This window comes from Pseudomonas sp. GW822-FHT02E03 (assembly GCF_058802325.1).
The window spans coordinates 44,557-69,920 of record NZ_JBXAOA010000008.1 but is presented as its reverse complement, the minus strand read 5'-3'; the positions used below and the strand labels follow the sequence as shown (position 1 = coordinate 69,920).

Sequence of the window (25,364 nt, the reverse complement as noted above, 5' to 3'; positions counted from 1 at the left end):
GCTGCTTACTGGCCGAAGGAAATGACCCGGCTGAGGAAAACATAGTCCGCCTCGGTGGCCATCAGTCCGACGAGCACCAGTAAACATAACGGTGGCACCAATATGGCGTAGACCATGGCCAACCGTTCCCAGGCCATATGCATGAAGATGGAGACAATCAAACCTGCCTTCAACAACATGAAAGTGATAATCAGGGACCACCGAAGGTAGCCATGGAAGTGGAAGTAGTCGACAAGGTACGACAGCGTGCTGAGGACGAATAACAGCCCCCAGATTTTAAGGTACAAGCTGATTGGATGTTGCTGACCCTGAGCATGTGCCATCACCCGTGCTCCTCTACCATAAATAGAAGAATGCAAAAATAAACACCCACACCAAATCCACGAAGTGCCAGTAAAGCCCGGCTATCTCGACGTTTTGATAGTTTCCGGAACGCTCATAATCTCCCCGCAGTACTTTCAACGCCACAATGCTGAGGTAGAGGGCGCCGATTGACACATGCAGTCCGTGGAAACCGGTAATCATGAAAAAGCTGGCACCAAATTGCGCCGCCCCCATGGGGTTCCCCCAAGGACGCACCCCTTCTGCGATGAGCTTGCTCCATTCAAATGCCTGCATGCCGACGAAGGTCACACCCAAGGCGGCGGTCGCCAGCATCAGGGCAGTGGTTTTCGCGCGATCACGGCGATAGGCGAAATTAACGGCCATGGCCATGGTGCCACTGCTACTGATCAGCACAAAGGTCATGATGGCGATCAGAATAAGCGGGATTTCTTTACCGCCAATCGTCAATGCGAACACTTCGCTGGGGTTCGGCCAGTCGGTGGTGATGGTCATGCGTACCGACATGTAGCCGGTCAAAAAACAGGTGAATATGAACGTATCGCTGAGCAGGAATATCCACATCATCGCCTTGCCCCAAGGGACCTGCTTGAAGGCCTCTCTATCCGAGGACCAGTCGCTGGCGATGCCCTGCCATCCCAGTGCAGGCGGTGAGTCTGGTGGATTGGATGAACTGGATTCGACTGGGGCAAGTGGGGGCGATGCCATGGATTTTCACCTCAGGCCGCAGAATCTGGCGATCGCTTCATAGGTTTGCGGCGTGCTGGCCAGCAAAGCGAATAGCACGAACCAAAGACCCAGTAAGTAGTGCCAATAGGTGGTACAGAGTTCTACGCTGACGCGCAGTTGCGGCAACGGCACGCGACGCAGGAATTTAGCGACGATTATGCTCCAGGCTATCAGCCCGCCCAGCAGGTGGAGCCCATGCAGGCCAGTCAACAGGTAGAAGAAACTGTTGGCCGGATTGCTGGCGACAAAGTAGCCCCAGGCCACAAACTGCTGCCAGACCCAGAGTTGCCCCACCAGAAAGGCGATGGCAAACACGCCCCCCAATGCAAAACCAATGATCGTAGCGTCCAGCCGAGCCTGCCGGGCGGCCATACGCGACCACTGCAGTGCGACGCAACTGAATACCAGAAAAGCCGAATTCAGCCATAGCTGCCAGAGATTGGCTAACGGCGCCAAGGGGTCTGTCAGGGGTAGCCAGTCGGCCATTTGTGAACGGGCAATAAAGGCGAAAAGGAAGAGAAAGAATAACGAACTCACCACGACCAGAAACAAGCGCAGGCCCACTCTTGCGATTTGGCCTCTATCGGCACCCTCGGGGGCCTGGAGACTTCCTGGGTCGCGACTCCAACTGCCGCCGGGGTCAGCACCGTCGGCGTTTCTCAATAGCAGTCTGCTCATGTTTTAACGTCCGCTATCTTGGCTTCGGCACTGAGTTGCCGCATTTGCTCAAGCTCCTCGGCGGAGACCGTTTGCGGAACGAAATCCTGTTCTATCCCCGGCACACTGTAGTCATAGGCCCAGCGATGCACGACCGGCAGCTTCGCTCCCCAGTTACCGTGTATCGGCGGGGTGTTCGGCGTTTGCCATTCCAGACTGGCCGCACCCCAGGGGTTACTGCCTGCAGGCCTGCCCTTGAATGCGCTCCAGGCCAGGTTGAACAGAAACAGCAACTGGGAAACGCCGACGGTCAATGCGATCACCGTAATGAAGGCATTCAATTCTTGCGCCGACTGCGGGATGAACGCGTAGTTTTCATAGGCGTAGTAGCGGCGAGGCATGCCCTGAAAACCGAGGTAGTGCATGGGGAAGAAGATGGCGTAGGTACCCAGAAAGGTAATCCAGAAATGCAGCTTGCCCAGGGTGTCGTTCAACATGCGCCCGGTGACTTTCGGGAACCAATGATAAATACCGCCGAACACCACCAGTACCGGCGCGACCCCCATGACCATATGAAAATGGGCGACGACGAAATAGGTGTCCGAGAGCGGAATATCCACGATCACATTGCCGAGAAACAACCCGGTCAGACCGCCGACCAGGAAGGTGATGATAAAGGCCAGGGCAAACAGCATCGGCACGGTCAGATGAATGTCGCCGCGCCACAGGGTCAGCACCCAGTTGTAGACTTTCAGTGCGGTCGGCACCGCGATGATCAAGGTGGTAACGGCGAAGAAAAAGCCAAAGTAAGGGTTCATTCCGCTGACATACATATGGTGCGCCCAGACCACAAAGCTGAGTACGCCAATCGCAATAATGGCCCACACCATCATTCGGTAGCCGAAGATATTTTTACGCGCATGCGTGCTGATCAAGTCGGAGACCAGACCAAACGCAGGGAGAGCAACGATGTAGACCTCCGGGTGGCCGAAGAACCAGAACAGGTGCTGAAATAATATCGGGCTGCCACCCTGGTGATCGAGCTGCTGCCCCAGCGAGATCATCGCCGGCATAAAGAAGCTGGTGCCCAATAGCTTGTCAAACAGCATCATGACCGCGCTGACGAACAACGCAGGGAAAGCCAGCAAGGCCATAATCGAGGCCATGAAGATTCCCCATACGGAGAGCGGCATGCGAAACAATGTCATGCCGTGCGTGCGCGCCTGCAACACCGTGGTGACGTAGTTCAACCCGCCCATGGTGGCCGCGACAATAAAAATTGCCAGTGAGACGAGCATCAGGACGATGCCCCACTCGACCCCCGGTGTCCCCTGAGAAATGGACTGCGGCGGATAGAGCGTCCAGCCCGAACCGGTGGGGCCGCCAGGAACAAAGAAACTGGAGAGCAACACCACTACCGCTACCAGGTAGAACCAGTAACTCAGCATGTTGACATAGGGGAAGACCATGTCGCGGGCGCCCACCATCAGCGGGATCAGATAGTTACCGAAGCCACCCAGAAACAAGGCCGTCAGCAAGTAAATGACCATGATCATGCCGTGCATGGTCATCGCCTGATAGTAAGCACTGGCGTCCATGAACTCCAAAGCGCCGGGGAAGCCAATCTGTATGCGCATCAAGCCGGACAACACCACGGCGATAACGCCCACGAATAAAGCCGTCAAGGAATATTGAATGGCTATGACCTTGTGGTCCTGACTCCAGATATATTTGGTCAGGAAGCTTTTGGGCTCGTGTAGTGCTTCTGTTTCGGCTTGCTCCGCATAGGCCATCACGTCATCCTCCTGTTCGAAGTTTCGGTGCATTCCTGGCTGCTTTACGGCTACTTCCCTGGCTCCGCCTTGCTCGCATCAGCGTCGGCTTTCGCTTTGGATTTGATAAAAGCGATCAGTGCGTTCAACTCCTGATCACTCAGGGTAAAGGCCGGCATGACGGCTGCGTAGCCTTTGACGATTTTGGCGCCGGGATTAAGAATCGAATCCTTTATATAGCCCTCATCGGCTTTGATACTCGTGCCGTCGGCAAGGGTTACGGTCTCGCCATACAGGCCCTGCCAGCTGGGGCCGACGCCCTTGCTGCCATCGACACTGTGGCAGGCCAGACAGCCGAGCGACTCGGCCAGCCGCTGCCCCTGCGTCGCCAAGTCATCACCTCTGTCCAGTTTTTCGCTGGCAGAAGGTTCTTGCTGCGCGGCACCCAGTGATTTGATCAGGGCGACGACAGCACCCAGTTCATCTTCAGTGAGAGTATAGGCCACCATGACTGGCGGGTAGCCCTGTACCAGCCGGGCCTTCGGATCGAGGATCGACTCTTTCAGGTAAGCCTCATCGACCAGCGCACGGGTGCCATCGGCAAACTGTTCAGTGCGGCCGTAAAGCCCCTTCCATCCCGGGCCGAGACGGGTACTGCCATCCTGGCTATGGCAGGCACCGCAGCCGTATTTTTCGACCAACAAGCGACCTTTTTCCAGCACGCTGTCCTGACTGGGTTTGGCAGCTGTCGTTAATGTCTGCGCAAAAGTCGGTTGGCTGTTCAGCCATTGATCGAAGGCGCCCTGCTCTTCCACGATCATCTGGCCGCGCATGTTGTAATGACCTAAACCACAATATTCAGCACAAAGGATTTCATATTTCCCGGTTTTAGTTGGTGTAAACCAAAAGTACGACACCATCCCCGGCACCATGTCCATCTTGCTGCGAATTTGCGGGATATAAAAATTGTGCAGCACATCTTTAGAGCGCAGTAAAACTTTAACTGGCTGATCGAGCGGAAGGCGAACTTCATTGCTCTTTATAAGCACATCGTCCTGCCCGACAGGGTCCTTGGGATCAAGGCCGAGGGGGTTGGTGAAATCAACAAACTTGATATCCGATTTCCCCAGCTTCCCGTCCTGGCCGGCAAAACGAAAGGCCCACTGCCACTGCTGGGCGACCACTTCAAGTTCATAAGCATTTTTCGGCACATTGATGAAATCACTGTAAACAACCAGACCTGGCGCCAACATCGCGGCAATCCCTATCGAGGTCACGATAATTAACCATGTTTCCAGTTTTTTACTTTCTGGCTGGTAGTGCGCCCTGGAACCCTCCTTGTGACGATAACGCATCACGGCTACCGCCATAAATACCGTGATGGCGATGAAAAATATTCCGCTAATGATCAGGGTGATGAACAGGGTGGTGTCTATGGACCCCCAGTTGGAGGCTGCCGGTGTCGCATGCCAAGGCGCTAGTACATGGAACAACACTGATGCAATAACGATTAGTATCAAGATAATTGCTATTGCCATTTTCTCTTCATCCTATTCCTGTTGTTCACTGGTTATGCAAGCGCATCGCCACTGACGTCCAAGCAGGGCAGACAAACACCATCCATTCCGACGGTAAAGTCAGCAGGAAGTATAGTGCACGGACGGAACACGCGCTTTTTCTGAAAAACCTGTTGGCCAGATATTCCAATTCGAACATTAAGTTAATCGTTTAAAGCTATTCGCTACATATAACTATGGATATTCAGCATTACGTCTCTCAAGACTAAATGGGCGTAGCGAATTGACACGGGTACCGCAAGCGAGGCCGGGTTGCCAGCTATACTCAATTCTGATGACGGATGGCAGAACTGGCCAGAAGCGGATGGCTTGAGAAGAGACAAGAGCTACAGAGTCCAGCAGTCCACGACGGAGGTTTCGTCATGAGTAACCTGACGATCGAAGGCTGGTGCAAACCCAGCGGCGCCCCAAAGTCCACCCCGGTGGGTGAGATCAGTTTTGATGTCGATGGCCCCCTCCATCTGCGTCTGGAGGAAGCTGAAGAACGCCTACAGAAAACCCATGAGCCTGAAGCCATGGTCGATGTCGACATGAGCTCAATGGATTTGGTCTTGCCAGAGGGATACGACCCCTTGTCCGACTGCCAAATGCGCGTCTACTTGCAGCACGGTCGCGGTCAGTTCCATTTGGTCGGGCATCGAGCGAGCGATGGAAGCTTGATCTATACCAACGCGGTTTTGATTGATCAGCTGATTTAGAAGCTACTGCGTGTCAGGGAACACAAGAACCGGTCCGAAGTGGCCGGTTTTTTTATACCTGAAATTTGAGCGCCTCTTGCTCTTCAGCACCGTGGCAAAACCCTGCAATACAGAAAGCCGCACCTCCCCAAGCCATCGCCAATTGCCCTCCTAGACTCATTTCACGCCGTTAACACATCAGTGCTCAGGATGCATTGGTGGTTATAGTGTTGATTAGTGGATTTCAGTAGGTATAGTAACCACAAGCACACCACAGGGAGGTGATGTGAATAGCCGGTTTTTGATAAGCCAAATCGTTGCAGATGGCTGGTATCTGGTACGAATCAAGGGGAGCCATCACCATTTCAAGCACCCGACCAAGCCGGGACTGGTAACGGTTCCCCATCCGAAAAAGGATCTGCTCAAAAAAACGGCCATCAGTATTTTGCAACAGGCGCTGCTATGACGAGTCGATGGACAGCGCCTTCGGAGAATGACGAACATGCTTTACCCAATTGCAATCTCCATGGGCGATGATGAACACGCCTGGGGTGTTGACGTACCGGATATTCCGGGTTGTTTCTCCGCTGGGGAGGATCTGGATGACGCCATGGCCATGGCGCGCGAAGCCATCGAAGGCCATTTCGAAATACTGGCCGAAGACGGATCACCGATTCCACCCGCCAACAAAGTGACCCTGCATGCGGCCAATCCACAGTACGCAGGGTGTACGTGGGCTGTGGTGGACATCGATGTCACCAAATACCTGGGCAAGGCCCAGAAACTCAACATCACCTTGCCCGGCTACTTGCTCAACCGTATCGACGAATACGTACTGCATCATCCGGAAGAGAAAAGTCGCTCCGGGTTTCTGGCCTCGGCGGCGCTCAAGGTTTTGCAGCAGGGCTGATGGTTCGGAGGTTGATCAATCAAAGGGACAAACGACCACGAATGTCCCTTTGTAGGTCAGCGCGTCGCCACCAAGAACAACCGCGGAAATGGCAACAGTACCGAACCATCGCTCAGCGCCGGATAGGCCTGCTCGATCGCCGCCTGATACTGCTTGAGATACTCCACCCGCTCCGCTTCATTCAGCGGCTCAAGAAAAGGCCGTAAACCGCTGCCCTTGAACCACTCGACCACGCCCGATGCGCCGTCCGCGAGGGGATGATAGTAAGTGGTGCGCCATACATCGACGCGGGTGCAATGGGCACGCAGCATCGAGTAGTAACCACCCGCATCCTCCATTTCCGTTCGCAGGCCCGCGGCCCTTGCCAGTTTGTCAGCCCAAGGGCCGTTCGCTGCGATCTCGCGCATCAACCTGTGCGACGGTTCGTTGAGGTTGTCGGGCATCTGAATCGCCAGGCTGCCGCCGGGCGCGAGCTTGGCCACCAATGACGGCAGCAACCGGGCGTGATCGGGCAGCCACTGCAACACGGCGTTGGCGAAAATCACGTCGAACGGGCCGGTCTCGTTCCAGGCATCAATGTCTGCAGTGTCGAAACGCAGGTGAGGCAAGCGCTTGCGAGCGGCCTCGATCATATCGGGTGAACTGTCCACCCCTCGCACCGCGGCATTGGGAAAGCGCTGCACCAGCAGCTCGGTGGAATTACCGGGGCCGCAACCGATGTCGATTGCCGATTGGACGTCCATCGGGGGGATGGCGGCCAGCAAGTCACGCGCCGGGCGCGTGCGCTCATCTTCAAACGCTACGTATTGTTTGGCGGACCAACTCATATCGCTCTCCTGCTGGTGCATGGTTGTCGCCAGCGGCAGACAACCGGTTCGCTACGATACATCGAGCGATGAACTCTGCCCTAACCCGACTTCGGAGGGCACAGGAATCTGAATGGCCATTTTCTTATCGCCAATTCAGTGAAAGTAATAACCGAAAGGACCGTTCGTCGACAGACAAGCAAAGCGATTTTGACAGTATAAAAATGACATCTATAGTCCTACTCGCGGCCTGTTGGAAGGAACCCAACCCGTCATTTCAAGGCAAGGAGCAAGGCCAGCTCGTATCCCGTGATCGAGTGGGTTCCCCCAGTAGTGTGTTCGCAACGGCCGCAAGGCAAAGCGTTGTGCCTGGTAGGTAGCCAGGTAATCACTATCAAAGGAGCTTTACTATGTCTCGAGTCACGGATGTACTTGTTTCCATCGACACCGAAACCATTCTGAAAAACTACCCGAACATCAGCAAAAACCCTGCTTCGCCGACGCTGATCGACTGGAAGCACGTCTACATGGTCACCAATCAGGATAACGTGGTCAGCGGCCAGGCCGGTGGCGAACTGGACCTCAAGGCCCAGGTCGGCGATCTGATTCGCTGGCGTGAAACCAGCCTGTCCCAGAGCTTCGAAACCGCGGTGATTTTCTACAAGTTCATCGGCAACGCAGGCAACGAGCTGATCTCCCCACCTTCACCGCGCCGCGCTACCGCTTGCGTTGCGGTACCCAACACCAGCAATCCGTCAGTGCCTAGCTGCCAGAAAGTCGACAACCATTACTGGTCCTCGGAAACCCTGGCGTGTGGTCGTGTGACCTATCACTTCAACTTCCTGATCGTCGACCGCAACTGCCAGATTATCGGCTGCTGCTCGTGGGACCCGTTCATTTCCATCCATAACTGATGATGGAATCGACCCCTTGGCAACGAGGGGTCACCCCAGTTCGTTGCCGCCTCGGCCGGAACAGGATGTCTTGCTTGAAACCGAAGCGGCTACCGTTTTGCGTCAACATCATGAAAGGAATCCATGATGACTTCCGAACCGATTACCTCCCCTTCGGCGAGTACTGTGACAGCCAATAGCGTGCTGCTGATCGTCGATGCCGAATCGCTGCTTTCCCGCTACCCGCAACCCAGCCTTGAACCGCAAAAGCCGACGGTGATTGAAGATGGTTTCATCTTCCCCGTGACTAGTAGCACGACGACACAAAGTGCTGAAAATGACAGTAAAATAACGCTGACCGCCAGCAACGGAAAGGTCTTCCATATTCGCGGCAGAACCGTCAGCCTGCTGACCGAACATACGGTGGTATTTCACGACCTGACGGTGGACGACGCCGGGGTTCTTTCGCCGCCCAAACTGATCGTTCACAGCGACCAGACAGTCCCCGCACCCGACCCCGCCAACCCGACCCAGCCTGGCAGCCACAGCGCCGATGATCATTATTGGGAGTGTTCGCAACTGAGCACGGGCGTGACAGCCTGCGAACTGAATTTCATGCTGATCAACCAGCGCTGTGAAGCGGTGGGGTACTTCAGATGGAAGACTGAGGTGACGCTGTCGGCGTGAATAGATATGCACAAAAAAACCGGCCTCAAGGGCCTAATGCCGCTCAGTTAAGCGAGCAAACCGCTTTTCGTAGGAGCCAGGTTTGCCGGCGAAGGCGTCCTTAAGTGCGCTTTCGCCGGCAAGCCTGGCTCCTACAGGTCCGATTTGTCCTTAACTGACTGGCATTAGCCTCAAGGAGCCGGTTCTTTGTACGCTGTTTAGGTCAGTCGTAGTATCCAACTGTCTTCTTCAAGTGATCAGAATAATCGTAAATCTCATCAACCGAGCCAATCGGATGCCGCGTTTCATTTTTCTCTTCGTCAAAAATCCCAATGTACTTTTGTGAACGATTGAAATGAAGGCGACAAATCGGCTTGCGATTGTTGTCATCGAGCAAGATCCCAAAATAGCTTTGCGTATCGCGCTGCACTATCCGTTTAGCGTCCACAACCGAACGAACCACCGCACGGACAATGTGATAACCCTCCAATTCTTCCAGGGTCGTCAGCACTTTATCCTCTGATTCGTCACGCTGATCTGTCGGATCACCGCCGCCGGCAGGAACCGATCTCGATGCCAGCGCAGGCTGAATGGCACCACTCATAGCTGATTTGAGTCGGTCATTGATCTGATCATTGAGAAACTGCACGACTGCTTTTCTCGTCAGCTCGTGGAACTGCTCACGGACTTTCTGAGTTATGACCCCGTCGTACACTCGGGAGGCGAAGACTTTTACAAAGTCGTCATCAGGTTTGATGACCTGCGAAGCAATGACCTTTTTGATCTGACTGACGTATTTCAGCTCACCTGCAGCATTGATGATCGAATCCACGTCGAATGCAGACTTGGTTAGCTTGATCAATTCGGGGACGGAGTACTCATCGATATCCAGAAGATCGAGTTCAAGAAACGGTTTCTCATCCATCTTGTTGGGCGCATCCAGATCGGTGAAGAACTTATAGACCTGGCCGTTGGTGAGGATAGAGATTCGAGCGCTGGTGACATGGAAATAGCGAAATAGCTGGGAGGCGTGATTGATGTGCAGCGATTCGCCTATTTTTTTGCACTCGATGAGGATCTGTACCTCCCCTTCCTTCATGATTGCGTAGTCAATTTTTTCTCCTTTTTTCGTTCCGATATCGCAAACGAATTCTGGAGTCACCTCACTCGGATCAAAGACATCATAGCCCAGCACCGTACTGATGAAAGGCATGACGAAAGCATTCTTGGTCGCCTCCTCCGTCTGAATTGCTGCGCTTTGCAAACGAACCTTGGCGGCTAGGCTTGCTAACTTCTCAAAGAATTCCATGAGTGACCTCTTACTTGGTTTCGATCCGTGTGTTTGCATGCTGGCAAATTGACCACCATTTGATACTAGACACAAACCGGCACAAAGAAAGATTCCAACCAAAGATTCCAGACGCGGCAAGCCATAGGCCGCATTCCGATGAAAAGCGCGATCGATCAACTCCCTCGGCAGTAGAAATGGTTGCGACCTACTCAACCCCGAGCGACGAGCACTGACAGAGGCTTCAGCCACACCAGCCTTCCATCCCGCAGCCAATATTCAGCAGAATTTTCGTTATGCCCGTGCTGTCTGAAAATCAGGCGCATCCCTACGAGGAACACGGCAATGAAATTCGCAAAAATTGCACAGAAACTCTCCCTGTGGGCCGGCCTGCCCCGGACATTTCTGGGAGCGATCGTTCTGATTATCCTGTGGGGTTTGAGCGGGCCGATTTTTCATTTCGACGATACCTGGCAGCTGATCATCAACACCTCGACCACCATCATCACCTTCCTGATGGTGTTCCTGATCCAGAACACCCAGAACCGCGACACGGACATTTTGCACTTGAAGATCGATGAGTTATTGCGAGTAACGAAAGAAGCGCAGAACGCGATGCTGGGGCTCGAATCACTGGATCTCAAACAGCTGGAAGAATTGAGAAAGAAATATCGCAACCTCGGCGAGGGCGAAACGATTCCTCTGGACGGCACTGTCGTCCCTGAAACAAAGGAACAGGATTGAATGAATGTTGATCCAAGCCCCGCGGGTGACCGGCGACGTCACCCGCGCCATTGGTGCTAACGACTGGCTTGCAGCGCCCTGGCCATTTGCAGGTGGTTTTGCAGTTTGGGCAAGGTTTCTTCGGCGAACGCTTTGATTTGCGGTACGTCCGTGGTCTGCGCTTGTTGTTGAAGCTGCTCGATGGATTCTTGTGTGGTTTTCACCTGGTTAGCAGCGTATGCCTGATCGAAGGAGGCGTCGTCCTTCACCTCCGGGATCAACGTTTTGGCCTTATCCATCACCTCTTCGCGTGGCGCGACCGGTAAATCAAGTTGCTTGGCAATTTTCGCCAGATGCTGGTTGGCGGTGGTGAGGTCGTTGATTACCACGATGGTGTAATCCTTGACCTCTTTGGACTCGGTTTTCTGGTGCGCCAGGCGATTGGCTTCGATGTCAGCCATGCCTTTGGCTGACGCTTCGTTGATGAATTCTGTGGCTGACTGGGCAAAGGCACTGCTGGCAAACAGCCCTAGTAACGTGACAAAACTGGCATTGCGTAAACGGGTGGCCATCCGGCTCATGGTCGCGCCCTCCTTCTTTGAAAATTCAAACGGGAGCTTTCGCCCCCGTCTTTTAATAAAACCAACTTCACTATTACCGGGATTTCTGACCACCTTTGCGGCCCATGCCGCCTTTCGCGGAATCTTTATCAACGGTCGTCGTGGTGGTTTTCCCACCTTTGCGACCGGCTTCAGACGCCTTCGTTCGATCATGGGCACTACCCGGACTCGGATTTTTTGAAGTAGGCATGGTTTTCATCCTCTTGATGATGAGAGCAGCGAGCAGCCGCCCGCATAGAATAAGAATTTCCATCGTCAAAAAGGTTTAGAAAAACTGGCAACGCCGCGACGAACGGTGACGGGCTTTCAGGCCCCGAGACGCAGGTGATGCTGGCGCTTGGCGCTGTACATCGCCTCGTCGGCATGCCTGAACAACTGATTTTCTTCGGTCCCGTGTTCGGGGTAGCGCGCAACGCCAATGCTCGGCTGGATGCTCAGGTTATGCCCATCCAGGCGCAGGGGCTGAACCAGTACCTGACGGATTTTTCCCGCCACACGCTCGGCATCCTCCGCGGCATGGATGCTGTGCAACAACACCACAAATTCATCACCGCCGATGCGCGCCACCGTGTCGCTTTCACGCACGCAGCCCTTGAGCCGATTGGCGACCGCTTGTAGCAGCATGTCGCCAACCGTATGACCGTGGGTGTCGTTGACATGCTTGAAGCGGTCGAGGTCGACGTAGAGTAAAGCCATTCGGCCGGAGCCTGTTCGGGCCAGCTCCAGCGAGGCTTTGAGGCGTTCGCGCAGCAATTCGCGATTGGGCAACTGAGTCAGTTGGTCGTATTGAGCCATGCGCTGGAGCCGGGCATGCAATTGCTTGCGCTCGATAGCGGTCGCGACCTGTGCGCAAACATACTGCAGCAGTTCCTTGTCTTGCTCGGTATAACGCTCGCCGCCCGGTACGCTTTTAACGATCAACGCGCCAATGGTGCCGTTCTTCGAACTCAATGGCACACCCAGCCAGCAGGGCGAATCCTGGCCCGCGACCAGTGCCGCAAACCCCGCCGGCGGATTGTCCTGATCCGGAGTCAGCAGGATCGGCAAGCCGCTGCGAATCACTTCACTGCAAAGACGCCCGGTCACAGTCCCGGGCTCTTCGGGTTGCGGTTCATGGTCGTCGACGTGATAGGGGAAATTCAGCTGCGCACAGTGCTCGTCATGCAGCGCCACGGAGAAATTCAACGCCGGAAGCCATTCACCGATGATCGAATGAATGCGTTTGAACAGCGCCAGCAGATCTTCCGCCGCGTGGGCCGCTTCGGAGATTGCATACAGCGCCGCTTGCCGGGACTCGGCCTGCTTGCGCTCGGTGATGTCACGCGCCACGGCAATGCGCAACTGATCGACCTCCGACCAGCGCGCCGACCAGAGAATGTGCACCACCCGGCCGTCCTTGCACAGGTAACGATTTTCAAAATTGAGCTTGGGCTCGCCGCCCATGATCTCCCGTGCGGCGTCGAGGGTACGCTGTCGGTCGGCGGGATGTACCAGATCGATCATCGGCTGGCCGATCAGCTCGTCGGGGGTGTAACCGAAAATGCGCTCGCAGGCCGCGCTGACAAATACGAAGCGACCTTGTTTATCCACCGCACAGACGGCGTCCAGCAAGAGGTCAATGTAGCTCGCCAGTGGGGCGGAATTTCTGGTTTCCATAATGCCGAGCGCGTGTCCGGACAATGCAACATTGAACAACCCTCCCTGACCGGTCATACGCCCGAGCGTTGACTGTACGCTGTCGCTTCCCTGCGATCAGCCTCAAGCCTTGTTCGTCACCAGCCCAGGCAGCGCATGCACCAAGGCATTGATGGCAAAACCGATGAACATTACCCCGCACAACCGGGTGATCGCCAGTTCATGACGCTGATACAACGTGCGCACCTGACGCGCCCCGACAATGCCTATGAGAATAGCGTAGGCCAAAAGGCCACCAACGAAGCTCAGGATGATCAACCAGGGCAACATCGACCAATGCAGCAATTCTGCACGGCTGGACAACAGCGCAGTAAAGGTCGCCACTGCCACCGGATAAGCCTTGGGGTTGGTCAGACCGAACAGGATGCCGTGCCAGAATGGCTGCCGCGCGGGCCCCTGAGGCGCCTCGGCACTGCCGCGACGAGCCCGCACCGCGCGCAGGCCCAGCCAGAACAGGTAGAGCCCGCTGAGTACGCCCAACACATCGAACGCGGTGCTGCCGATTTCCCGCGCGCCTACAATCGCGATCAGCGCCGTGCTGCACCAGACCACGTCGCCCAGCAAATGCCCGCACAGAAACCCCGCTCCGGCCCGCCGCCCGCGCGCCGCGCCGATGCCGAACACCGCCAGCACACCCGGGCCCGGCGTGATGCCATAAATGAAGCCCGAGGCGAGAACGGCCATTAGCAGCGATGGAGTCATGGGAATTCCTGTTGAAACGCCGGATGAATGGACGCAAGTCTATCTCAGGACCCCAAGCATCGACTCACTGATCGTCGAAGAACTTCATCCCCGCATACGGCCGTTGCCGACACGCCGCCAGCCGCGACGCCAGATCCCCGACATGCGCCTCAAGCTTGTGCCCGTCCGGGTCAAGAAAATAGAACGACGCGCCTTCGCTGCGGTTATCCCGCCATTCCCGCACGTTGGCGGATCGCAGGCGTTCGACGAACAACGGGAAGTGCGCAGAATCGATACTGAAGGCGTAATGAGTGTAGTCAGCAGCGGGCGCGGCTTCGCGCAGCGGATCGAGAGAAAGGCACAACCACAGACCGGGTAATGAGAGATAGGCGCCGGTGTCCCACGTGGCTTCTAGCTGGAGTTGCAGCAGATCGCGATAGAACGCCACGCTGCGGTTCAGGTCGGTGACGGCGAGGGTCAGGTGGTTGAGGCCGGTTAGCATGGGTTTCGTAACCTATAGGCTGGGTTCGACCGGAGCGTACAACTTAAACGTCCTTGAGCGTATAGCCGCTGGGGGTTTGTTGGCTGTGAGTCAGCCATCGCGGGCAAGCCCGCTCCCACATTGACCGCGTCAGGCACAGGATCTGTGTCCGACGCCAATCCCTGTGGGAGCGGGCTTGCCCGCGATGGCGTCCGGCTCAGCACCGCACGCTTCAGAACTTATCGAGCGTGCGCAGCTTCTGCGGCAATCCCCATAGCAGCAACTTCACAAGGGAGTCCCGATTGTTTTTGTTGTCTGGCTGAGGTGTTCAGTGAACGCGCTTTTTTGTAGGAGCGAGGCTTGCCCGCGAAGGCGGTTTGTCAGCCTCCATCAATGCTGAATGGCAGACCGCTTTCGCGGGCAAGCCTCGGGACAACCTCAGCAACAACGGCAGATCGATGCCGGTGTGAATACCGATTTCATCGCACAGGTTGACCAGATCTTCAGTGCAGATATTGCCCGAGGCACCCGGCGCAAACGGGCAACCGCCAAGGCCGCCGAGACGGCGAATCAGGCTTTTTTGCAGCATGGGAGGGCTCGATGATTTCGGTTCGACTGAGTCGGCAGGATAGCCCGGTTTCGTTTCGTCCCCGCCATCCAATTGCCCAATGAACAAGACATGCCCCCTGGAATTCGCCGCGTTGCAGGAAAAACTTCAGGTTAATATCCGCCTCTTTGTCAGTCTCAAACGAACCGAACAATACAGCCGGGACATCGGCTGCTGAAAAACTCAGGGAAGATCAAATGAAGAGCAGCACCACCCTCCTCATCACCTGCTGCACGGTTTTTCTCGCCCAATTGGGCATGAGCATTTATCTGTCGGCGCTGCCAGAAATTGCCCGGGATCTATCCGCCGATGCCTCGCAGGTTTCATGGGGGCTGGCGGTGTATCTGATCGGCATGGCGCTGCCGATGCTGTTCTGGGGCAGCCTCGGTCAACGCATTGGCCGTAAACCGGTATTGCTCGCGGCGCTCGGTATCTATGGGGTGGGTAACCTGGCCCTGCCCTTGGGCCAGACGCTGGAGTCGTTCCTGTTTTTTCGACTGATTCAGGGGGTAGGCGCCAGCGGAATTTCGGTCATGGCCCGGGTGCTGATCCGCGACAGTTTTCGCGGCGACCTGCTGGCCAAGGCATTGTCCTGGATATCGATTTCCTTTGTGGTGGCGCTGGGTATCGGCCAATACCTGGGGTCGATTATCCAAGTGGCGCTGGGTTGGCCGATGATCTTCTACTTGTTGGGTGGGGTGAGCCTGTTGATGGCGGTGGTGGTGGCCCGACTCACGTTCCCGGTGCTGGCAGCCGAGAACACACTGTCATCCGCCTGGACGAGCTACTGGCACATTCTGGGTCATCGGGCCTTCCTGTTGCCGGCCCTTGTCGGCGGCCTGGGGTACGGGGTGATCGTCGCATTCAACACCGCGGCGCCGTTGATTCTGCAAGGCCCCTTCAACTGGTCGGCAGTGGAATACGGATTGTTGGGTTGGCCAATCAGCGCGGCCTATTTTCTCGGGGCAGTGGCGGTCAATCGCTTTGTGCTGCGTACCGGTCAGCGCCAGCTAATGACGGCGGGCGTTGGGCTGGTATTGGCCGGCAGCGCGGTCATGTTGCTGGGTAGCATCGCCGGTACGTCAATAGAGCTGCTGTTCTGGCTGCCCTATTGTTTTGCGGTGTTTGGCCAGTCGTTGAATTACCCGATCAGCCTGTCCCTGGCCAACGAAGGTTCGCCGGTCGGCGGTGCTTATGCGATGGCATTGAGCGGTTTCATTCACCAACTGATGGCCGCCGTTATCGGCGGTATCGCCAGCCTGATAGCGAGCCAGCAGGCATGGCCATTGTCGCTGTTATGCACTTTGCTCGCCGTGGGCGCGCTGCTTTGCGTAGTGCTCGCGCCCGGCCGTCGAACCACTTAGAACGCGCTGCGGAAAATCTCCTCGATCTGCCGCTGATCCGCCGCCCGTGGATTGGTCAGTCCACAGGCGTCTTTCAAGGCGTTGCTGGCAAGCACCGGGATGTCGTTGAGCCTGGCACCGAGCTCACGTAAGCCGGCGGGAATTTCCACGTCCCTGGCCAGGTCGCGAATGGCCGCGATTGCTGCCTGAGCGCCCTCCTCGGGGCTGAACCCGCGAATGTCGGCGCCCATCGCACGAGCAACATCGGTCAGGCGGTCGGCGCAGACCAGCGCGTTGAAACTTTGCACATGAGGCAGCAGCACCGCATTGCACACACCGTGGGGCAAGTCATAGAAACCGCCTAGCTGGTGAGCCATCGCGTGAACGTAGCCAAGGGACGCATTGTTGAATGCCATACCGGCGAGGAACTGCGCATAAGCCATGTTTTCCCGCGCAATCATGTCACTGCCGTCGCGTACGGCCAGGCGCAGGTTATTGCTGATCAAGGTGATGGCTTTCAGCGCACAGGCATCGGTAATCGGGTTGGCTGCCGTGGAGACGTAGGCTTCGATGGCGTGGGTCAGTGCGTCCATGCCGGTGGCGGCAGTCAGGCCCTTGGGCATGGCGACCATCAGCGCCGGGTCGTTGACTGACAGCAGCGGCGTGACGTTGCGATCGACGATGGCCATTTTCACGTGACGGGATTCGTCGGTGATGATGCAAAAACGGGTCATCTCGCTGGCAGTGCCGGCGGTGGTGTTGATCGCGATCAACGGCAACTGCGGTTTGGTTGACTGATCGACGCCTTCGTAGTCACGAATCGTCCCACCGTTTGTGGCGCACAAGGCGATGCCCTTGGCGCAGTCGTGAGGCGAACCGCCGCCCAGAGACACCACGAAATCACAACGACTTTCCTTGAGCAGACCCAGGCCAAGTTCGACGTTGGCAATGCTCGGATTCGGCTTGGCGCCGTCGAAGATCACCGAGTCGATATCCTGCAACGCCAGTTTCTCGGCAATCATCGTCGCCACGCCAGCCTTGGCCAACCCGGTGTCGGTGACGATCAGCGCCTTGCGAAAACCATACTTGCGAATGGCGTCCATGGCTTCGTCAAGGCAACCGGTGCCCATGATGTTCACCGCGGGAATGAAGAACGTACTGCTCATGCGCGAGTCTCCTGGCTGAAGCCGAATCAACAGCACCGATCCGGCGGGTGCGCACAGGATCGACCCATTAGTCGTGCGGTAACTTGATCTGGCTCAAGTCCGGGTCGTGATAAAGTCGCCGTCCATCAGACCTTTTGCTTTGAGACTTTGATCGCAATGACCGATTTCCAGGATGTCGATGCCCAACTTGAAGACTGGAACGCCTTGCGCACCACCGCCTCTTTCGGCGGCCTGTTGGTGGGTAACGGTGCCAGTCGTGCGGTATGGGACGACTTCGGCTACGACTCGCTGTTCGAAAACGCCCGCACCGTCGAAGAGAAGCCTCTGAGCCAATCCGAATTGAGCGTGTTCGAGGCGATGCAGACGCGCAGTTTCGAACAGGTGCTTGGCGCGCTGAAAACCACCAGCCGGGTCAACAAGGCCTTGGCCGTCAGCTCAGCGGCACCGCGCAATCGTTATTACGCGATCAAGGAAGCGCTGATCAATACCGTGCATGCGGTGCACATCCCTTGGCGGTTGGTGGTGCCCTCGACGCTGGCGACGATCAATCAGGAGTTGGCCAGCTATCGAACGGTGTTCACCACCAATTACGACTTGCTCAACTACTGGGCGATCCAGCACCGGCCTGAGGCTATTACCGATCTGTTCCAGGGCACCGAGCCACGTTTTGATTTGAGCCTCACCACGACCGACAAAACCCGGCTGCTGTACCTGCACGGTGGCCTGCATCTGGTGCGCAACCAGGACGGCACGGCGCGTAAATTGATGTCGACCGAAGGAACGTTGCTGGGCAGTTTCGCCATCAACAATACGATCAAGACCCTCGACGACGTGCCGCTATTCGTCAACGAAGGTCCGACCCAGGACAAGCTCAAGACCATTCGCAGCTCCGATTACCTGTCGTTTTGCTACGACCAGTTACTGGGCCATGGCGATGGGCTGTGCATCTTCGGGCATGCCCTTGGCGAGCAGGACAGTCACATCATTCATGCATTGCGTCAGGCAAAGCCGAAGACAGCGGCGATCTCGATTTACCCGCGCAGCAAGGCGTTCATCCAGCACCAGAAGCGGCATTACACGAAGGTGTTTGAGGGGACGGGAGTGGAGCTGCGGTTTTTTGACTCGAAGACGCATGCGCTGGGTAGTCCGAAGCTGACCGTACCGGTCGAAGTTTAGCGGCGCCGCGGCCGGCCTCTTCGCGGGCAAGCCCGCTCCCACAGGAATTTGTGAACGCCGCCGAACCTATGTGGGAGCGGGCTTGCTCGCGAAGGGGGCTGAACATTCAACGAAGATGCTGAATGTCAGACCGCTTTCGCGAGTAAACCCGCTCCCACACTGGATGTGTATTGGACTTATCAAGCGGTGTGTTTAGAGCACCGGCAAGGTCTTGTCCTTGATCATCGTGGTCGGGCCGTTGGCCTTGACGCTGGCGATGCCTTTATCCCTCGCGGCGTCCGATGAATAGGACTCGCTGCTACCAATGATCTCGTGGTTACCGGCCTTCAGGTTGAAGTAAGGATGACCGTCCTTGGTGGTTTTTTTCTCGTAGCGTTCGTCCAGCGGACTGTTGGCCTGAACCGAGGCGATACCGCCATCGGCCGCACCGCGAGAGGTGTACAGCTCACTGGTCAGAATGGTTTCGGCATTGGCCGCTTTCAATACAAACTTGAATTGACCGTTGACGGTTTTGCTCACTTCGTACCATCCAGACATGCTTCTACTCCTTGGCGATTGAGAGGTTTCGCGCTTCAGAGTAAAGACCAAGTCGGGATTTCTGTCGCCTGTACCGGCCCCTTCGCGGGCAAGCCTCGCTCCTACAGGATTTCGGTTGACCGCAGGTTTGCGTCCGACACAAATCCTGTGGGAGCTAGGCTTGCCCGCGAAGGCGTCCTCAAAATTGATACAAACCGCTCTACTTCACCGCAGCCCGCACCACCGACAACTCAGGTGTCTGCACCCGGCGCTGGCTCAGATACCGCATACAACTCACTCGCAAGAACGAGGCGAAATTCACCACTTCGCCGCGGTAGTCCATCACTTCTTCATAGAGCTTGGCGATCAACTGATTGGTGGTCATGCCGTCGACCTCGGCGATTTCGCTGAGGATGTCCCAGAACTGATTCTCCAGCCGCAGGGTGGTGACCACCCCGCAGATGCGCAGCGAGCGGGAGCGCGACTCGTAGAGAATCGGATCGGCCTTGACGTAGAGCTCGCACATGGACAGGTCCCTCGTTACAGCGTGATTTTGGTGCCCAGCAACCCAAGGAAACCGGCCAGCCAGCTCGGGTGCGCCGGCCAGGCTGGTGCAGTGGCCAGATTGCCTTGAACGTGACCTTGCGTCACCGGGATATCGATGAACGTGCCGCCAGCCAGGCGTACTTCCGGAGCGCACGCCGGGTAGGCGCTGCACTCGCGACCTTCGAGAATCCCTGCGGCGGCCAACAGTTGCGCACCGTGACACACGGCGGCGATCGGTTTGCCAGCTTTGTCGAACGCTCGCACCAGGTCCAGGACTTTTTCGTTCAGGCGCAGGTACTCCGGCGCACGACCGCCTGGCACCAGCACCGCGTCGTAGTCCGCTGCATCTACGTTGGCGAAATCGAAGTTCAGGGCAAACAGGTGACCGGGTTTTTCGCTGTAAGTCTGGTCGCCTTCGAAGTCATGGATTGCCGTGCGCACGGTCTGGCCGGCAGTTTTGTCCGGGCAAACGGCGTGTACCGTGTGGCCGACCATCAGCAGCGCCTGGAACGGCACCATCACTTCATAGTCTTCGACGTAATCGCCGACCAGCATCAGAATTTTTTTAGCCGCCATGGGGAGGACTCCTCTGGAAAATGCGTGGGCATGCAGGAGTATTCAAGGTAGTCCTTATCCGGCGGGGTGGGTAATAACCAGTTACTACGGATGATGTGTATTGGATTTAGCTTTTGTGGCGAGGGAGCTTGCTCCCGCTCGGCTGCGAAGCAGTCGCAAAACCAGAGACCACCGATTGATTGACGAAACCGGTAGGGCCGCTTCGCGCCCCAGCGGGAGCAAGCTCCCTCGCCACAGGGACCGCGCTCAACTGTACGGATAACTCTGCGCCTATCTGTAACAGAGCAACGCCTGCGGTTTATGGCTAGATAAAGAAACTTCCCGCCATCCTGAATTCTGGTCACCCATCATGTCCTCGCGCGAAAACACCGGTATGGCCCTCGGCCTGCTCGGCGTTGTTATCTTCAGCCTGACCCTGCCCTTCACCCGGATCGTCGTGCAGGAACTCCATCCGCTGCTCAACGGCCTCGGCCGTGCGCTGTTTGCGGCAATTCCGGCAGCGCTGCTGTTGCTGTGGCAACGTGAAAAGTGGCCCACGTGGAAACAGGTCAAAGGCCTGACGCTGGTGATCGCGGGGGTCATCCTTGGTTTTCCGGTGCTGTCGGCCTGGGCCATGCAGACGTTGCCCGCCTCTCATGGCGCACTGGTCAACGGCTTGCAGCCGCTGTGCGTGGCGCTGTATGCCGCATGGCTGTCCCATGAACGTCCGTCGAAAGCCTTCTGGGCCTGCGCCGCGTTGGGCAGCGCGTTGGTGCTCGGTTATGCGCTGATCAGCGGCGCCGGCAGTATTCAGGCCGGTGATTTGCTGATGCTCGGCGCGATTGCCGTGGGTGGGTTGGGTTATGCCGAAGGCGGCCGGTTGGCCAGGGAGATGGGTGGCTGGCAGGTGATCTGCTGGGCGCTGGTGCTGTCGACGCCGCTACTGATCGGCCCGGTGGTGTATCTGGCGCTGCAACACCAAGGCGAGATTTCGGCCAAGACCTGGTGGGCCTTCGGTTACGTCTCGCTGTTTTCGCAGTTCATCGGGTTCTTTGCCTGGTACGCGGGGCTGGCCATGGGCGGCATTGCCCGGGTCAGCCAGATCCAGTTGCTGCAGATCTTCTTCACAATCGCGTTTTCTGCGTTGTTCTTCGGTGAGCACGTCGAGCCGATTACTTGGCTGTTTGCCGCCGGGGTGATCGTGACGGTGATGTTGGGGCGCAAGACTGCAGTCAAATCAAATGTGGGAGCGGCGGTGCGGCGATCCGACTTGCTCGCGAAGGGGGCTTAATATTCAACGAAGATGTTGAATGTCAAATCGCTTTCGCGAGCAAGCCCGCTCCCACAGGATCAGAGGTAGCCGTCGGCCCGCAGCAGGGTTTCCAGGCAATGTTCGCTGATGTGGTAGAAATCCTTCAGTTCCTGAATCTTCACCAACAGCTGAGCCGGGTCCACTGGCTCGGCGCGTTTGACCGCCAGGATCATCTTGTTCTTGTTGGTGTGGTCCAGTGAGATGAACTCAAAAACCTTGGTCTCGTAACCGCAGGCTTCCAGGAACAGTGCACGCAAACTGTCGGTGACCATTTCCGCCTGCTGGCCCAGGTGCAGGCCGTATTGCAACATCGGCTTGAGCAGCGCCGGGCTCTGGATCTGCAGGCGGATCTGTTTGTGGCAGCACGGCGAGCACATGATGATCGAAGCGCCGGAACGAATGCCGGTGTGAATCGCATAGTCGGTGGCGATGTCGCAGGCATGCAACGCGATCATCACGTCCAGCTCGCTCGGCGCGACGCTGCGCACGTCACCGCATTTGAACACCAGCCCCGGATGCTCCAGCTTCGCGGCGGCGGTGTTGCACAGGCTGACCATGTCTTCGCGCAGCTCGACGCCGGTCACCTCGCCCTCGGCCTTCAGGGTGTTGCGCAAGTAGTCGTGGATCGCGAACGTCAGGTAGCCCTTGCCCGAGCCGAAATCCGCCACCCGCACGGGTTTGTCCAGCGCCAGTGGTGACGAAGTCAGCGCATGGCTGAAGACTTCGATGAACTTGTTGATCTGCTTCCACTTGCGCGACATCGCCGGGATCAGCTCATGTTGCGCGTTGGTCACGCCGAGGTCTTTGAGGAACGGCCGGCTCAGGTCGAGGAAACGGTTCTTCTCGCGGTTGTGCTCGGCGGAAGGCACTTCGCGCAATTGCTGAGGTTTGCTCTTGAACAGCGAAGATTTGCCCTTTTTGCTGTATTCGAGCTGGGCTTCGTCGGTCAATGACAGTAAATGCGCATTTTTGAACGATGCGGGCAACAGCGCGGCAATGGTTGCCACGCCTTCCGTAATCGGCAGGTTCTTGGTGATGTCGCGGGTCTTATAGCGATAGACGAAGGACAGGCATGGCTGATCCTTGACCGTCAGTTGCTTGATGATCAGCCGCTGCAAGTCCGCTTCGCCACCGACGTACTTGGCCAGCACCAGTTTGATGAAGGCGTTCTGATCGAGGCTGGTTTGCAGCAGATCGATGAACTGGGCGTGATGATCCGGCGCGAGGCTGGCGGGAGTGGCGGTGACAGACATGGGAAAAAACGGCCTCGGGCGGTGCGAATCGGGGAATGGTGGGTATTTTAGGGGGGATGGCCGTTCGGGACACGCAGTTATTTGCCGAACGGTGCAGAATCAAAAGATCGCAGCCTTCGGCAACTCAGGGAACCGCGATCGGCGTAGGAGCTGCCGAAGGCTGCGATCTTTTGATTTAGCTCAACACCACCAACCGATTCGGCAACTCATTGCGCACATGGGTCACCGGCACATGCACCTTGAGCAACTCGCCGCAGGCCTCGATGCACGTCACAAACCCCTGCAAGGTCTGCCCCTGTTTCACCTGTTGCGTAAACGCCGCCACTATCGCGTCCCAGTTCTTGTTGTCCAGCCGTTTGGAAATGCCTTCATCCACCAGAATCTCCACATAGCGCTCGGCCTCGGAGACGAAAATCAGCATGCCGGTGCTGCCCACGGTGTGGTGCAGGTTTTGCTCCAGGAACTGCCGGCGCGCCAGGTTCGACGCCCGCCAGTGACGCACCGAGCGCGGGATCAGGCGCGTGGTGACTTTCGGAATACGGAACACCAGGCACAACACGATGAAGCTGAGCCATTGCACCAGCAACAGGCTGTGCATGGTCAGCCAGCCCGTCAGGTAATGCACGATACCCGGCACCACTAGCGCCAGCAGGCTGGCCCAGAGCAGCGGGATATACGCGTAATCGTCGGCGCGGGCCGCCAGCACCGTCACCAGTTCGGCGTCGGTATCGCGCTCGACCCGGGCAATCGCCTCGGCGACTTTGCGTTGTTCGTGTTCAGTCAGTAATGCCATGTTTATGAATGCCTGCTCGCTATTGTTGTTTTTACCTGCAGTATCACCAGCCGCCCGACGAACCACCACCCCCGAAACTGCCCCCGCCGCCGCTGAAGCCCCCGCCGCCCCCGCCGCCAAAACCTCCGCCGCCCAAGCCCCCTCCCGAGCCGCCACGGCCTCCTCCGGTTGGCAGAATACCGAACATCTGGCCGATGAAGATCGTCAGGATAAACAGCAACACCAGGAACACGAACAACCCCGGATGCCGCCCAACGAAATCACTCTCCTGATCACCACGCGGTTCATACACCGTCGACGGTTCGTCCAGCGGATTGCCGCCCAGCACCACCAGCATCGCCGCGACGCCATCGCTGATGCCTTTGCTGAAGTTGCCGGCCTTGAACGCGGGCGTGATCACCTGATGGATGATCACCGAACTCTGCGCATCGGTCAGGCGCCCTTCCAGGCCATAACCGACTTCGATCCGCAGTTTGCGCTCGTCTCGCGCAACGATCAGCAGCGCGCCGTTGTTCTTGTCCTTCTGGCCGATGCCCCAGTAGCGCCCCAATTGATAACCGAAATCCGCGATGTCGGCGCCCTGCAAGTCCGGCAACGTGACCACCACCAACTGCTCGCCGGTGGTTTTTTCGTGGGCGTTGAGCTGTTGCGTCAGTTGCTCGCGCACTGCAGGCTCGATCATCTGGGCGTTGTCCACCACCCGCCCGGTCAATTCCGGGAACTTCAACTCGGCCTGAGCCGTCAGGGCAAACACCCAGAACAGCAGCACCAGGCCCACTTTCAACACGCGCATTGGCAACCTCATCCTTGGTGACGCTTCAAGCCCGTTCCGGCGCTTACTGGAACTTCACTTCAGGCGCTTTCTCGGCATCGGGGCTGGTCGCCTCGAAGGTTTCGCGGATCGGCAGATCGCTATACAACACGGTATGCCACAGGCGACCGGGAAAGGTGCGGATCTCGGTATTGTACTTCTGCACCGCGAGGATGAAGTCGCGACGCGCCACGGCGATGCGGTTCTCGGTGCCTTCAAGTTGCGATTGCAGCGCCAGGAAGTTCTGGTTGGCCTTGAGGTCCGGGTAGCGCTCGGACACCACCATCAACCGGCTCAGCGCGCCGGTCAGCTGATTCTGCGCCTGCTCGTACTGTTTGAGTTTTTCCGGATTGTCCAGCGTGCTGGCATCCACCTGAATCGAGGTGGCCTTGGCGCGGGCTTCGATCACCGCGGTCAGGGTTTCTTGCTCATGCCGGGCATAACCCTTGACGGTTTCCACAAGATTGGGAATCAGGTCGGCGCGACGCTGGTACTGGTTCTGCACCTGGCCCCAGGCGCCCTTGGCCTGTTCGTCGAGGGTCGGAATATTGTTGATGCCGCAGCCGGTCAGCAGTGTTGTCAGCCACATCAAGGCTGCAACCTGCAGGCTCGACCGATAATGGTGTCGTACATTCATCTGGTTGATGCTCCCTTGCACATTCCGTTGATGAAACAACCTGCGAACTTTGAACCCGGCTCTTGGGGCATAATCTGCGCCGCTGCTGGATTGCAACGAGCCAATGGGCTAAAAGATGGGCCCAGCGCTGAC

Annotated in this window: 29 protein-coding genes and 1 pseudogene; 9 read left to right on the top strand and 21 right to left on the bottom strand. The window is 57.1% G+C overall.

Features of this window, described 5'->3' with window-relative positions; all coding sequences use genetic code 11:
* Window positions 1-5: 5 nt before the first annotated feature.
* The 5 genes from AC1RQB_RS08815 to AC1RQB_RS08795 are packed head-to-tail and all read right to left on the bottom strand — an operon-like array spanning window position 6 to window position 5,038.
* A complete protein-coding gene (locus AC1RQB_RS08815) occupies window positions 6-323 on the bottom strand; it encodes a cytochrome C oxidase subunit IV family protein (RefSeq protein WP_008074510.1) in 318 nt (105 codons plus the stop codon).
* A gap of 13 nt (window positions 324-336) precedes the next feature.
* Complete coding sequence (locus AC1RQB_RS08810; protein ID WP_063342750.1) at window positions 337-1,050, bottom strand: heme-copper oxidase subunit III family protein; 714 nt, start codon at window positions 1,048-1,050, stop codon at window positions 337-339.
* 6 nt (window positions 1,051-1,056) lie between these two features.
* Window positions 1,057-1,749, bottom strand: coding sequence for a cytochrome c oxidase subunit 3 (locus AC1RQB_RS08805; RefSeq protein ID WP_063342749.1), 693 nt, complete (start codon window positions 1,747-1,749; stop codon window positions 1,057-1,059).
* Complete coding sequence (ctaD, locus tag AC1RQB_RS08800) at window positions 1,746-3,521, bottom strand: cytochrome c oxidase subunit I (protein WP_063343923.1); 1,776 nt, start codon at window positions 3,519-3,521, stop codon at window positions 1,746-1,748. The genes AC1RQB_RS08805 and ctaD overlap by 4 nt, the downstream gene beginning before the upstream one ends.
* Before the next feature lie 50 nt (window positions 3,522-3,571).
* On the bottom strand, window positions 3,572-5,038 hold the full coding sequence (locus AC1RQB_RS08795; RefSeq protein WP_063342748.1) for a cytochrome c oxidase subunit II: 1,467 nt from the start codon (window positions 5,036-5,038) through the stop codon (window positions 3,572-3,574).
* A gap of 401 nt (window positions 5,039-5,439) precedes the next feature.
* Between AC1RQB_RS08795 and AC1RQB_RS08790 the strand changes: the two genes are divergently transcribed.
* From AC1RQB_RS08790 to AC1RQB_RS08780, 3 genes are all read left to right on the top strand, one after another.
* Window positions 5,440-5,775 (top strand): hypothetical protein, encoded by a 336-nt coding sequence (locus tag AC1RQB_RS08790; protein WP_008074515.1) that lies wholly within the window; start codon window positions 5,440-5,442, stop codon window positions 5,773-5,775.
* A gap of 265 nt (window positions 5,776-6,040) precedes the next feature.
* Window positions 6,041-6,220, top strand: coding sequence for a type II toxin-antitoxin system HicA family toxin (locus AC1RQB_RS08785; protein WP_048394018.1), 180 nt, complete (start codon window positions 6,041-6,043; stop codon window positions 6,218-6,220).
* Between the two features lie 36 nt (window positions 6,221-6,256).
* Entirely contained in the window at window positions 6,257-6,664 is a 408-nt protein-coding gene (locus AC1RQB_RS08780) for a type II toxin-antitoxin system HicB family antitoxin (protein ID WP_063342747.1), read from the top strand.
* Window positions 6,665-6,720: 56 nt separating this feature from the next.
* Here AC1RQB_RS08780 and tam read toward each other — a convergent pair whose 3' ends face one another.
* Window positions 6,721-7,491, bottom strand: coding sequence for a trans-aconitate 2-methyltransferase (gene tam / locus AC1RQB_RS08775; protein WP_063342746.1), 771 nt, complete (start codon window positions 7,489-7,491; stop codon window positions 6,721-6,723).
* Between the two features lie 389 nt (window positions 7,492-7,880).
* Between tam and AC1RQB_RS08770 the strand changes: the two genes are divergently transcribed.
* A complete protein-coding gene (locus tag AC1RQB_RS08770) occupies window positions 7,881-8,384 on the top strand; it encodes an inclusion body family protein (protein WP_008074518.1) in 504 nt (167 codons plus the stop codon).
* 126 nt (window positions 8,385-8,510) lie between these two features.
* A complete protein-coding gene (locus tag AC1RQB_RS08765) occupies window positions 8,511-9,050 on the top strand; it encodes an AidA/PixA family protein (RefSeq protein ID WP_063342745.1) in 540 nt (179 codons plus the stop codon).
* 202 nt (window positions 9,051-9,252) lie between these two features.
* Here AC1RQB_RS08765 and AC1RQB_RS08760 read toward each other — a convergent pair whose 3' ends face one another.
* On the bottom strand, window positions 9,253-10,338 hold the full coding sequence (locus tag AC1RQB_RS08760; RefSeq protein WP_063342744.1) for a type I restriction endonuclease: 1,086 nt from the start codon (window positions 10,336-10,338) through the stop codon (window positions 9,253-9,255).
* Window positions 10,339-10,662: 324 nt separating this feature from the next.
* On the opposite strand from AC1RQB_RS08760, the gene AC1RQB_RS08755 reads away from it, so the two are divergent.
* Entirely contained in the window at window positions 10,663-11,061 is a 399-nt protein-coding gene (locus AC1RQB_RS08755) for a low affinity iron permease family protein (RefSeq protein WP_063342743.1), read from the top strand.
* Between the two features lie 56 nt (window positions 11,062-11,117).
* Here AC1RQB_RS08755 and AC1RQB_RS08750 read toward each other — a convergent pair whose 3' ends face one another.
* The 6 genes and pseudogenes from AC1RQB_RS08750 to AC1RQB_RS08725 all read right to left on the bottom strand — a co-directional run.
* Window positions 11,118-11,621: a DUF4142 domain-containing protein gene (locus AC1RQB_RS08750; RefSeq protein ID WP_008074522.1), complete on the bottom strand. Its 504-nt coding sequence runs from the start codon at window positions 11,619-11,621 to the stop codon at window positions 11,118-11,120.
* A 73-nt stretch (window positions 11,622-11,694) separates the two neighbouring features.
* On the bottom strand, window positions 11,695-11,850 hold the full coding sequence (locus AC1RQB_RS08745; protein ID WP_008014777.1) for a KGG domain-containing protein: 156 nt from the start codon (window positions 11,848-11,850) through the stop codon (window positions 11,695-11,697).
* Window positions 11,851-11,966: 116 nt separating this feature from the next.
* The gene (locus tag AC1RQB_RS08740; protein ID WP_032830594.1) at window positions 11,967-13,316 is read right to left on the bottom strand and encodes a sensor domain-containing protein; all 1,350 of its coding nucleotides are present in this window, start codon (window positions 13,314-13,316) and stop codon (window positions 11,967-11,969) included.
* 102 nt (window positions 13,317-13,418) lie between these two features.
* The gene (locus tag AC1RQB_RS08735) at window positions 13,419-14,057 is read right to left on the bottom strand and encodes a LysE family translocator (protein ID WP_007903290.1); all 639 of its coding nucleotides are present in this window, start codon (window positions 14,055-14,057) and stop codon (window positions 13,419-13,421) included.
* Window positions 14,058-14,121: 64 nt separating this feature from the next.
* The gene (gene fos, locus AC1RQB_RS08730) at window positions 14,122-14,538 is read right to left on the bottom strand and encodes a fosfomycin resistance glutathione transferase (RefSeq protein WP_063342742.1); all 417 of its coding nucleotides are present in this window, start codon (window positions 14,536-14,538) and stop codon (window positions 14,122-14,124) included.
* Window positions 14,539-14,845: 307 nt separating this feature from the next.
* Window positions 14,846-15,079: pseudogene (locus tag AC1RQB_RS08725) on the bottom strand (hydroxymethylglutaryl-CoA lyase); the annotation flags it as partial.
* A gap of 242 nt (window positions 15,080-15,321) precedes the next feature.
* Here AC1RQB_RS08725 and AC1RQB_RS08720 point away from each other — a divergent pair.
* Window positions 15,322-16,488, top strand: a complete 1,167-nt coding sequence (locus AC1RQB_RS08720) for a multidrug effflux MFS transporter (RefSeq protein ID WP_063342740.1) — start codon at window positions 15,322-15,324, stop codon at window positions 16,486-16,488.
* On the opposite strand, the gene yiaY is transcribed toward AC1RQB_RS08720, so the two are convergent.
* Window positions 16,485-17,633 (bottom strand): L-threonine dehydrogenase, encoded by a 1,149-nt coding sequence (yiaY, locus tag AC1RQB_RS08715; protein ID WP_063342739.1) that lies wholly within the window; start codon window positions 17,631-17,633, stop codon window positions 16,485-16,487. The genes AC1RQB_RS08720 and yiaY overlap by 4 nt on opposite strands.
* Window positions 17,634-17,789: 156 nt before the next feature.
* On the opposite strand from yiaY, the gene AC1RQB_RS08710 reads away from it, so the two are divergent.
* Window positions 17,790-18,809: a DUF4917 family protein gene (locus tag AC1RQB_RS08710; RefSeq protein ID WP_063342738.1), complete on the top strand. Its 1,020-nt coding sequence runs from the start codon at window positions 17,790-17,792 to the stop codon at window positions 18,807-18,809.
* A gap of 192 nt (window positions 18,810-19,001) precedes the next feature.
* Here the strand turns inward: AC1RQB_RS08710 and AC1RQB_RS08705 are convergent, their stop codons facing one another.
* The 3 genes from AC1RQB_RS08705 to AC1RQB_RS08695 form a co-directional block, all read right to left on the bottom strand.
* Window positions 19,002-19,346, bottom strand: coding sequence for a YegP family protein (locus tag AC1RQB_RS08705; RefSeq protein ID WP_063342737.1), 345 nt, complete (start codon window positions 19,344-19,346; stop codon window positions 19,002-19,004).
* A gap of 199 nt (window positions 19,347-19,545) precedes the next feature.
* Window positions 19,546-19,851, bottom strand: coding sequence for a ribbon-helix-helix domain-containing protein (locus AC1RQB_RS08700; protein ID WP_007903755.1), 306 nt, complete (start codon window positions 19,849-19,851; stop codon window positions 19,546-19,548).
* A 14-nt stretch (window positions 19,852-19,865) separates the two neighbouring features.
* Window positions 19,866-20,447 carry a DJ-1/PfpI family protein gene (locus AC1RQB_RS08695; protein ID WP_063342736.1) on the bottom strand — a complete coding sequence of 194 codons (582 nt, stop codon included), beginning with the start codon at window positions 20,445-20,447 and terminating at the stop codon, window positions 19,866-19,868.
* A 349-nt stretch (window positions 20,448-20,796) separates the two neighbouring features.
* On the opposite strand from AC1RQB_RS08695, the gene AC1RQB_RS08690 reads away from it, so the two are divergent.
* Window positions 20,797-21,717, top strand: a complete 921-nt coding sequence (locus AC1RQB_RS08690) for a DMT family transporter (protein ID WP_063342735.1) — start codon at window positions 20,797-20,799, stop codon at window positions 21,715-21,717.
* A 59-nt stretch (window positions 21,718-21,776) separates the two neighbouring features.
* On the opposite strand, the gene AC1RQB_RS08685 is transcribed toward AC1RQB_RS08690, so the two are convergent.
* The 4 genes from AC1RQB_RS08685 to AC1RQB_RS08670 form a co-directional block, all read right to left on the bottom strand.
* Window positions 21,777-22,991, bottom strand: a complete 1,215-nt coding sequence (locus AC1RQB_RS08685) for a class I SAM-dependent methyltransferase (RefSeq protein ID WP_063342734.1) — start codon at window positions 22,989-22,991, stop codon at window positions 21,777-21,779.
* 175 nt (window positions 22,992-23,166) lie between these two features.
* Complete coding sequence (locus AC1RQB_RS08680; RefSeq protein ID WP_007903764.1) at window positions 23,167-23,784, bottom strand: TPM domain-containing protein; 618 nt, start codon at window positions 23,782-23,784, stop codon at window positions 23,167-23,169.
* 43 nt (window positions 23,785-23,827) lie between these two features.
* Entirely contained in the window at window positions 23,828-24,577 is a 750-nt protein-coding gene (locus AC1RQB_RS08675; protein ID WP_207267388.1) for a TPM domain-containing protein, read from the bottom strand.
* A 43-nt stretch (window positions 24,578-24,620) separates the two neighbouring features.
* On the bottom strand, window positions 24,621-25,232 hold the full coding sequence (locus tag AC1RQB_RS08670) for a LemA family protein (RefSeq protein ID WP_063342733.1): 612 nt from the start codon (window positions 25,230-25,232) through the stop codon (window positions 24,621-24,623).
* Window positions 25,233-25,364 lie beyond the last annotated feature (132 nt).

Excerpts from the sequence above, each read along its gene's own strand:
- AC1RQB_RS08690 (WP_063342735.1), top strand. The coding sequence starts at position 20,797 with ATGTCCTCGCGCGAAAACACCGGTATGGCCCTCGGCCTGCTCGGCGTT.
- AC1RQB_RS08710 (WP_063342738.1), top strand. The coding sequence starts at position 17,790 with ATGACCGATTTCCAGGATGTCGATGCCCAACTTGAAGACTGGAACGCC.
- yiaY (WP_063342739.1), bottom strand. The coding sequence starts at position 17,633 with ATGAGCAGTACGTTCTTCATTCCCGCGGTGAACATCATGGGCACCGGT.
- AC1RQB_RS08670 (WP_063342733.1), bottom strand. The coding sequence starts at position 25,232 with ATGAATGTACGACACCATTATCGGTCGAGCCTGCAGGTTGCAGCCTTG.
- AC1RQB_RS08745 (WP_008014777.1), bottom strand. The coding sequence starts at position 11,850 with ATGCCTACTTCAAAAAATCCGAGTCCGGGTAGTGCCCATGATCGAACG.
- AC1RQB_RS08735 (WP_007903290.1), bottom strand. The coding sequence starts at position 14,057 with ATGACTCCATCGCTGCTAATGGCCGTTCTCGCCTCGGGCTTCATTTAT.
- AC1RQB_RS08755 (WP_063342743.1), top strand. The coding sequence starts at position 10,663 with ATGAAATTCGCAAAAATTGCACAGAAACTCTCCCTGTGGGCCGGCCTG.
- AC1RQB_RS08740 (WP_032830594.1), bottom strand. The coding sequence starts at position 13,316 with ATGGAAACCAGAAATTCCGCCCCACTGGCGAGCTACATTGACCTCTTG.
- AC1RQB_RS08720 (WP_063342740.1), top strand. The coding sequence starts at position 15,322 with ATGAAGAGCAGCACCACCCTCCTCATCACCTGCTGCACGGTTTTTCTC.
- AC1RQB_RS08680 (WP_007903764.1), bottom strand. The coding sequence starts at position 23,784 with ATGGCATTACTGACTGAACACGAACAACGCAAAGTCGCCGAGGCGATT.
- AC1RQB_RS08705 (WP_063342737.1), bottom strand. The coding sequence starts at position 19,346 with ATGTCTGGATGGTACGAAGTGAGCAAAACCGTCAACGGTCAATTCAAG.
- AC1RQB_RS08770 (WP_008074518.1), top strand. The coding sequence starts at position 7,881 with ATGTCTCGAGTCACGGATGTACTTGTTTCCATCGACACCGAAACCATT.
- AC1RQB_RS08795 (WP_063342748.1), bottom strand. The coding sequence starts at position 5,038 with ATGGCAATAGCAATTATCTTGATACTAATCGTTATTGCATCAGTGTTG.
- AC1RQB_RS08765 (WP_063342745.1), top strand. The coding sequence starts at position 8,511 with ATGACTTCCGAACCGATTACCTCCCCTTCGGCGAGTACTGTGACAGCC.
- AC1RQB_RS08815 (WP_008074510.1), bottom strand. The coding sequence starts at position 323 with ATGGCACATGCTCAGGGTCAGCAACATCCAATCAGCTTGTACCTTAAA.
- AC1RQB_RS08675 (WP_207267388.1), bottom strand. The coding sequence starts at position 24,577 with ATGCGCGTGTTGAAAGTGGGCCTGGTGCTGCTGTTCTGGGTGTTTGCC.
- AC1RQB_RS08760 (WP_063342744.1), bottom strand. The coding sequence starts at position 10,338 with ATGGAATTCTTTGAGAAGTTAGCAAGCCTAGCCGCCAAGGTTCGTTTG.
- AC1RQB_RS08810 (WP_063342750.1), bottom strand. The coding sequence starts at position 1,050 with ATGGCATCGCCCCCACTTGCCCCAGTCGAATCCAGTTCATCCAATCCA.
- AC1RQB_RS08750 (WP_008074522.1), bottom strand. The coding sequence starts at position 11,621 with ATGAGCCGGATGGCCACCCGTTTACGCAATGCCAGTTTTGTCACGTTA.
- fos (WP_063342742.1), bottom strand. The coding sequence starts at position 14,538 with ATGCTAACCGGCCTCAACCACCTGACCCTCGCCGTCACCGACCTGAAC.
- ctaD (WP_063343923.1), bottom strand. The coding sequence starts at position 3,521 with ATGGCCTATGCGGAGCAAGCCGAAACAGAAGCACTACACGAGCCCAAA.
- AC1RQB_RS08780 (WP_063342747.1), top strand. The coding sequence starts at position 6,257 with ATGCTTTACCCAATTGCAATCTCCATGGGCGATGATGAACACGCCTGG.
- AC1RQB_RS08805 (WP_063342749.1), bottom strand. The coding sequence starts at position 1,749 with ATGAGCAGACTGCTATTGAGAAACGCCGACGGTGCTGACCCCGGCGGC.
- AC1RQB_RS08700 (WP_007903755.1), bottom strand. The coding sequence starts at position 19,851 with ATGTGCGAGCTCTACGTCAAGGCCGATCCGATTCTCTACGAGTCGCGC.
- AC1RQB_RS08790 (WP_008074515.1), top strand. The coding sequence starts at position 5,440 with ATGAGTAACCTGACGATCGAAGGCTGGTGCAAACCCAGCGGCGCCCCA.
- tam (WP_063342746.1), bottom strand. The coding sequence starts at position 7,491 with ATGAGTTGGTCCGCCAAACAATACGTAGCGTTTGAAGATGAGCGCACG.
- AC1RQB_RS08695 (WP_063342736.1), bottom strand. The coding sequence starts at position 20,447 with ATGGCGGCTAAAAAAATTCTGATGCTGGTCGGCGATTACGTCGAAGAC.
- AC1RQB_RS08685 (WP_063342734.1), bottom strand. The coding sequence starts at position 22,991 with ATGTCTGTCACCGCCACTCCCGCCAGCCTCGCGCCGGATCATCACGCC.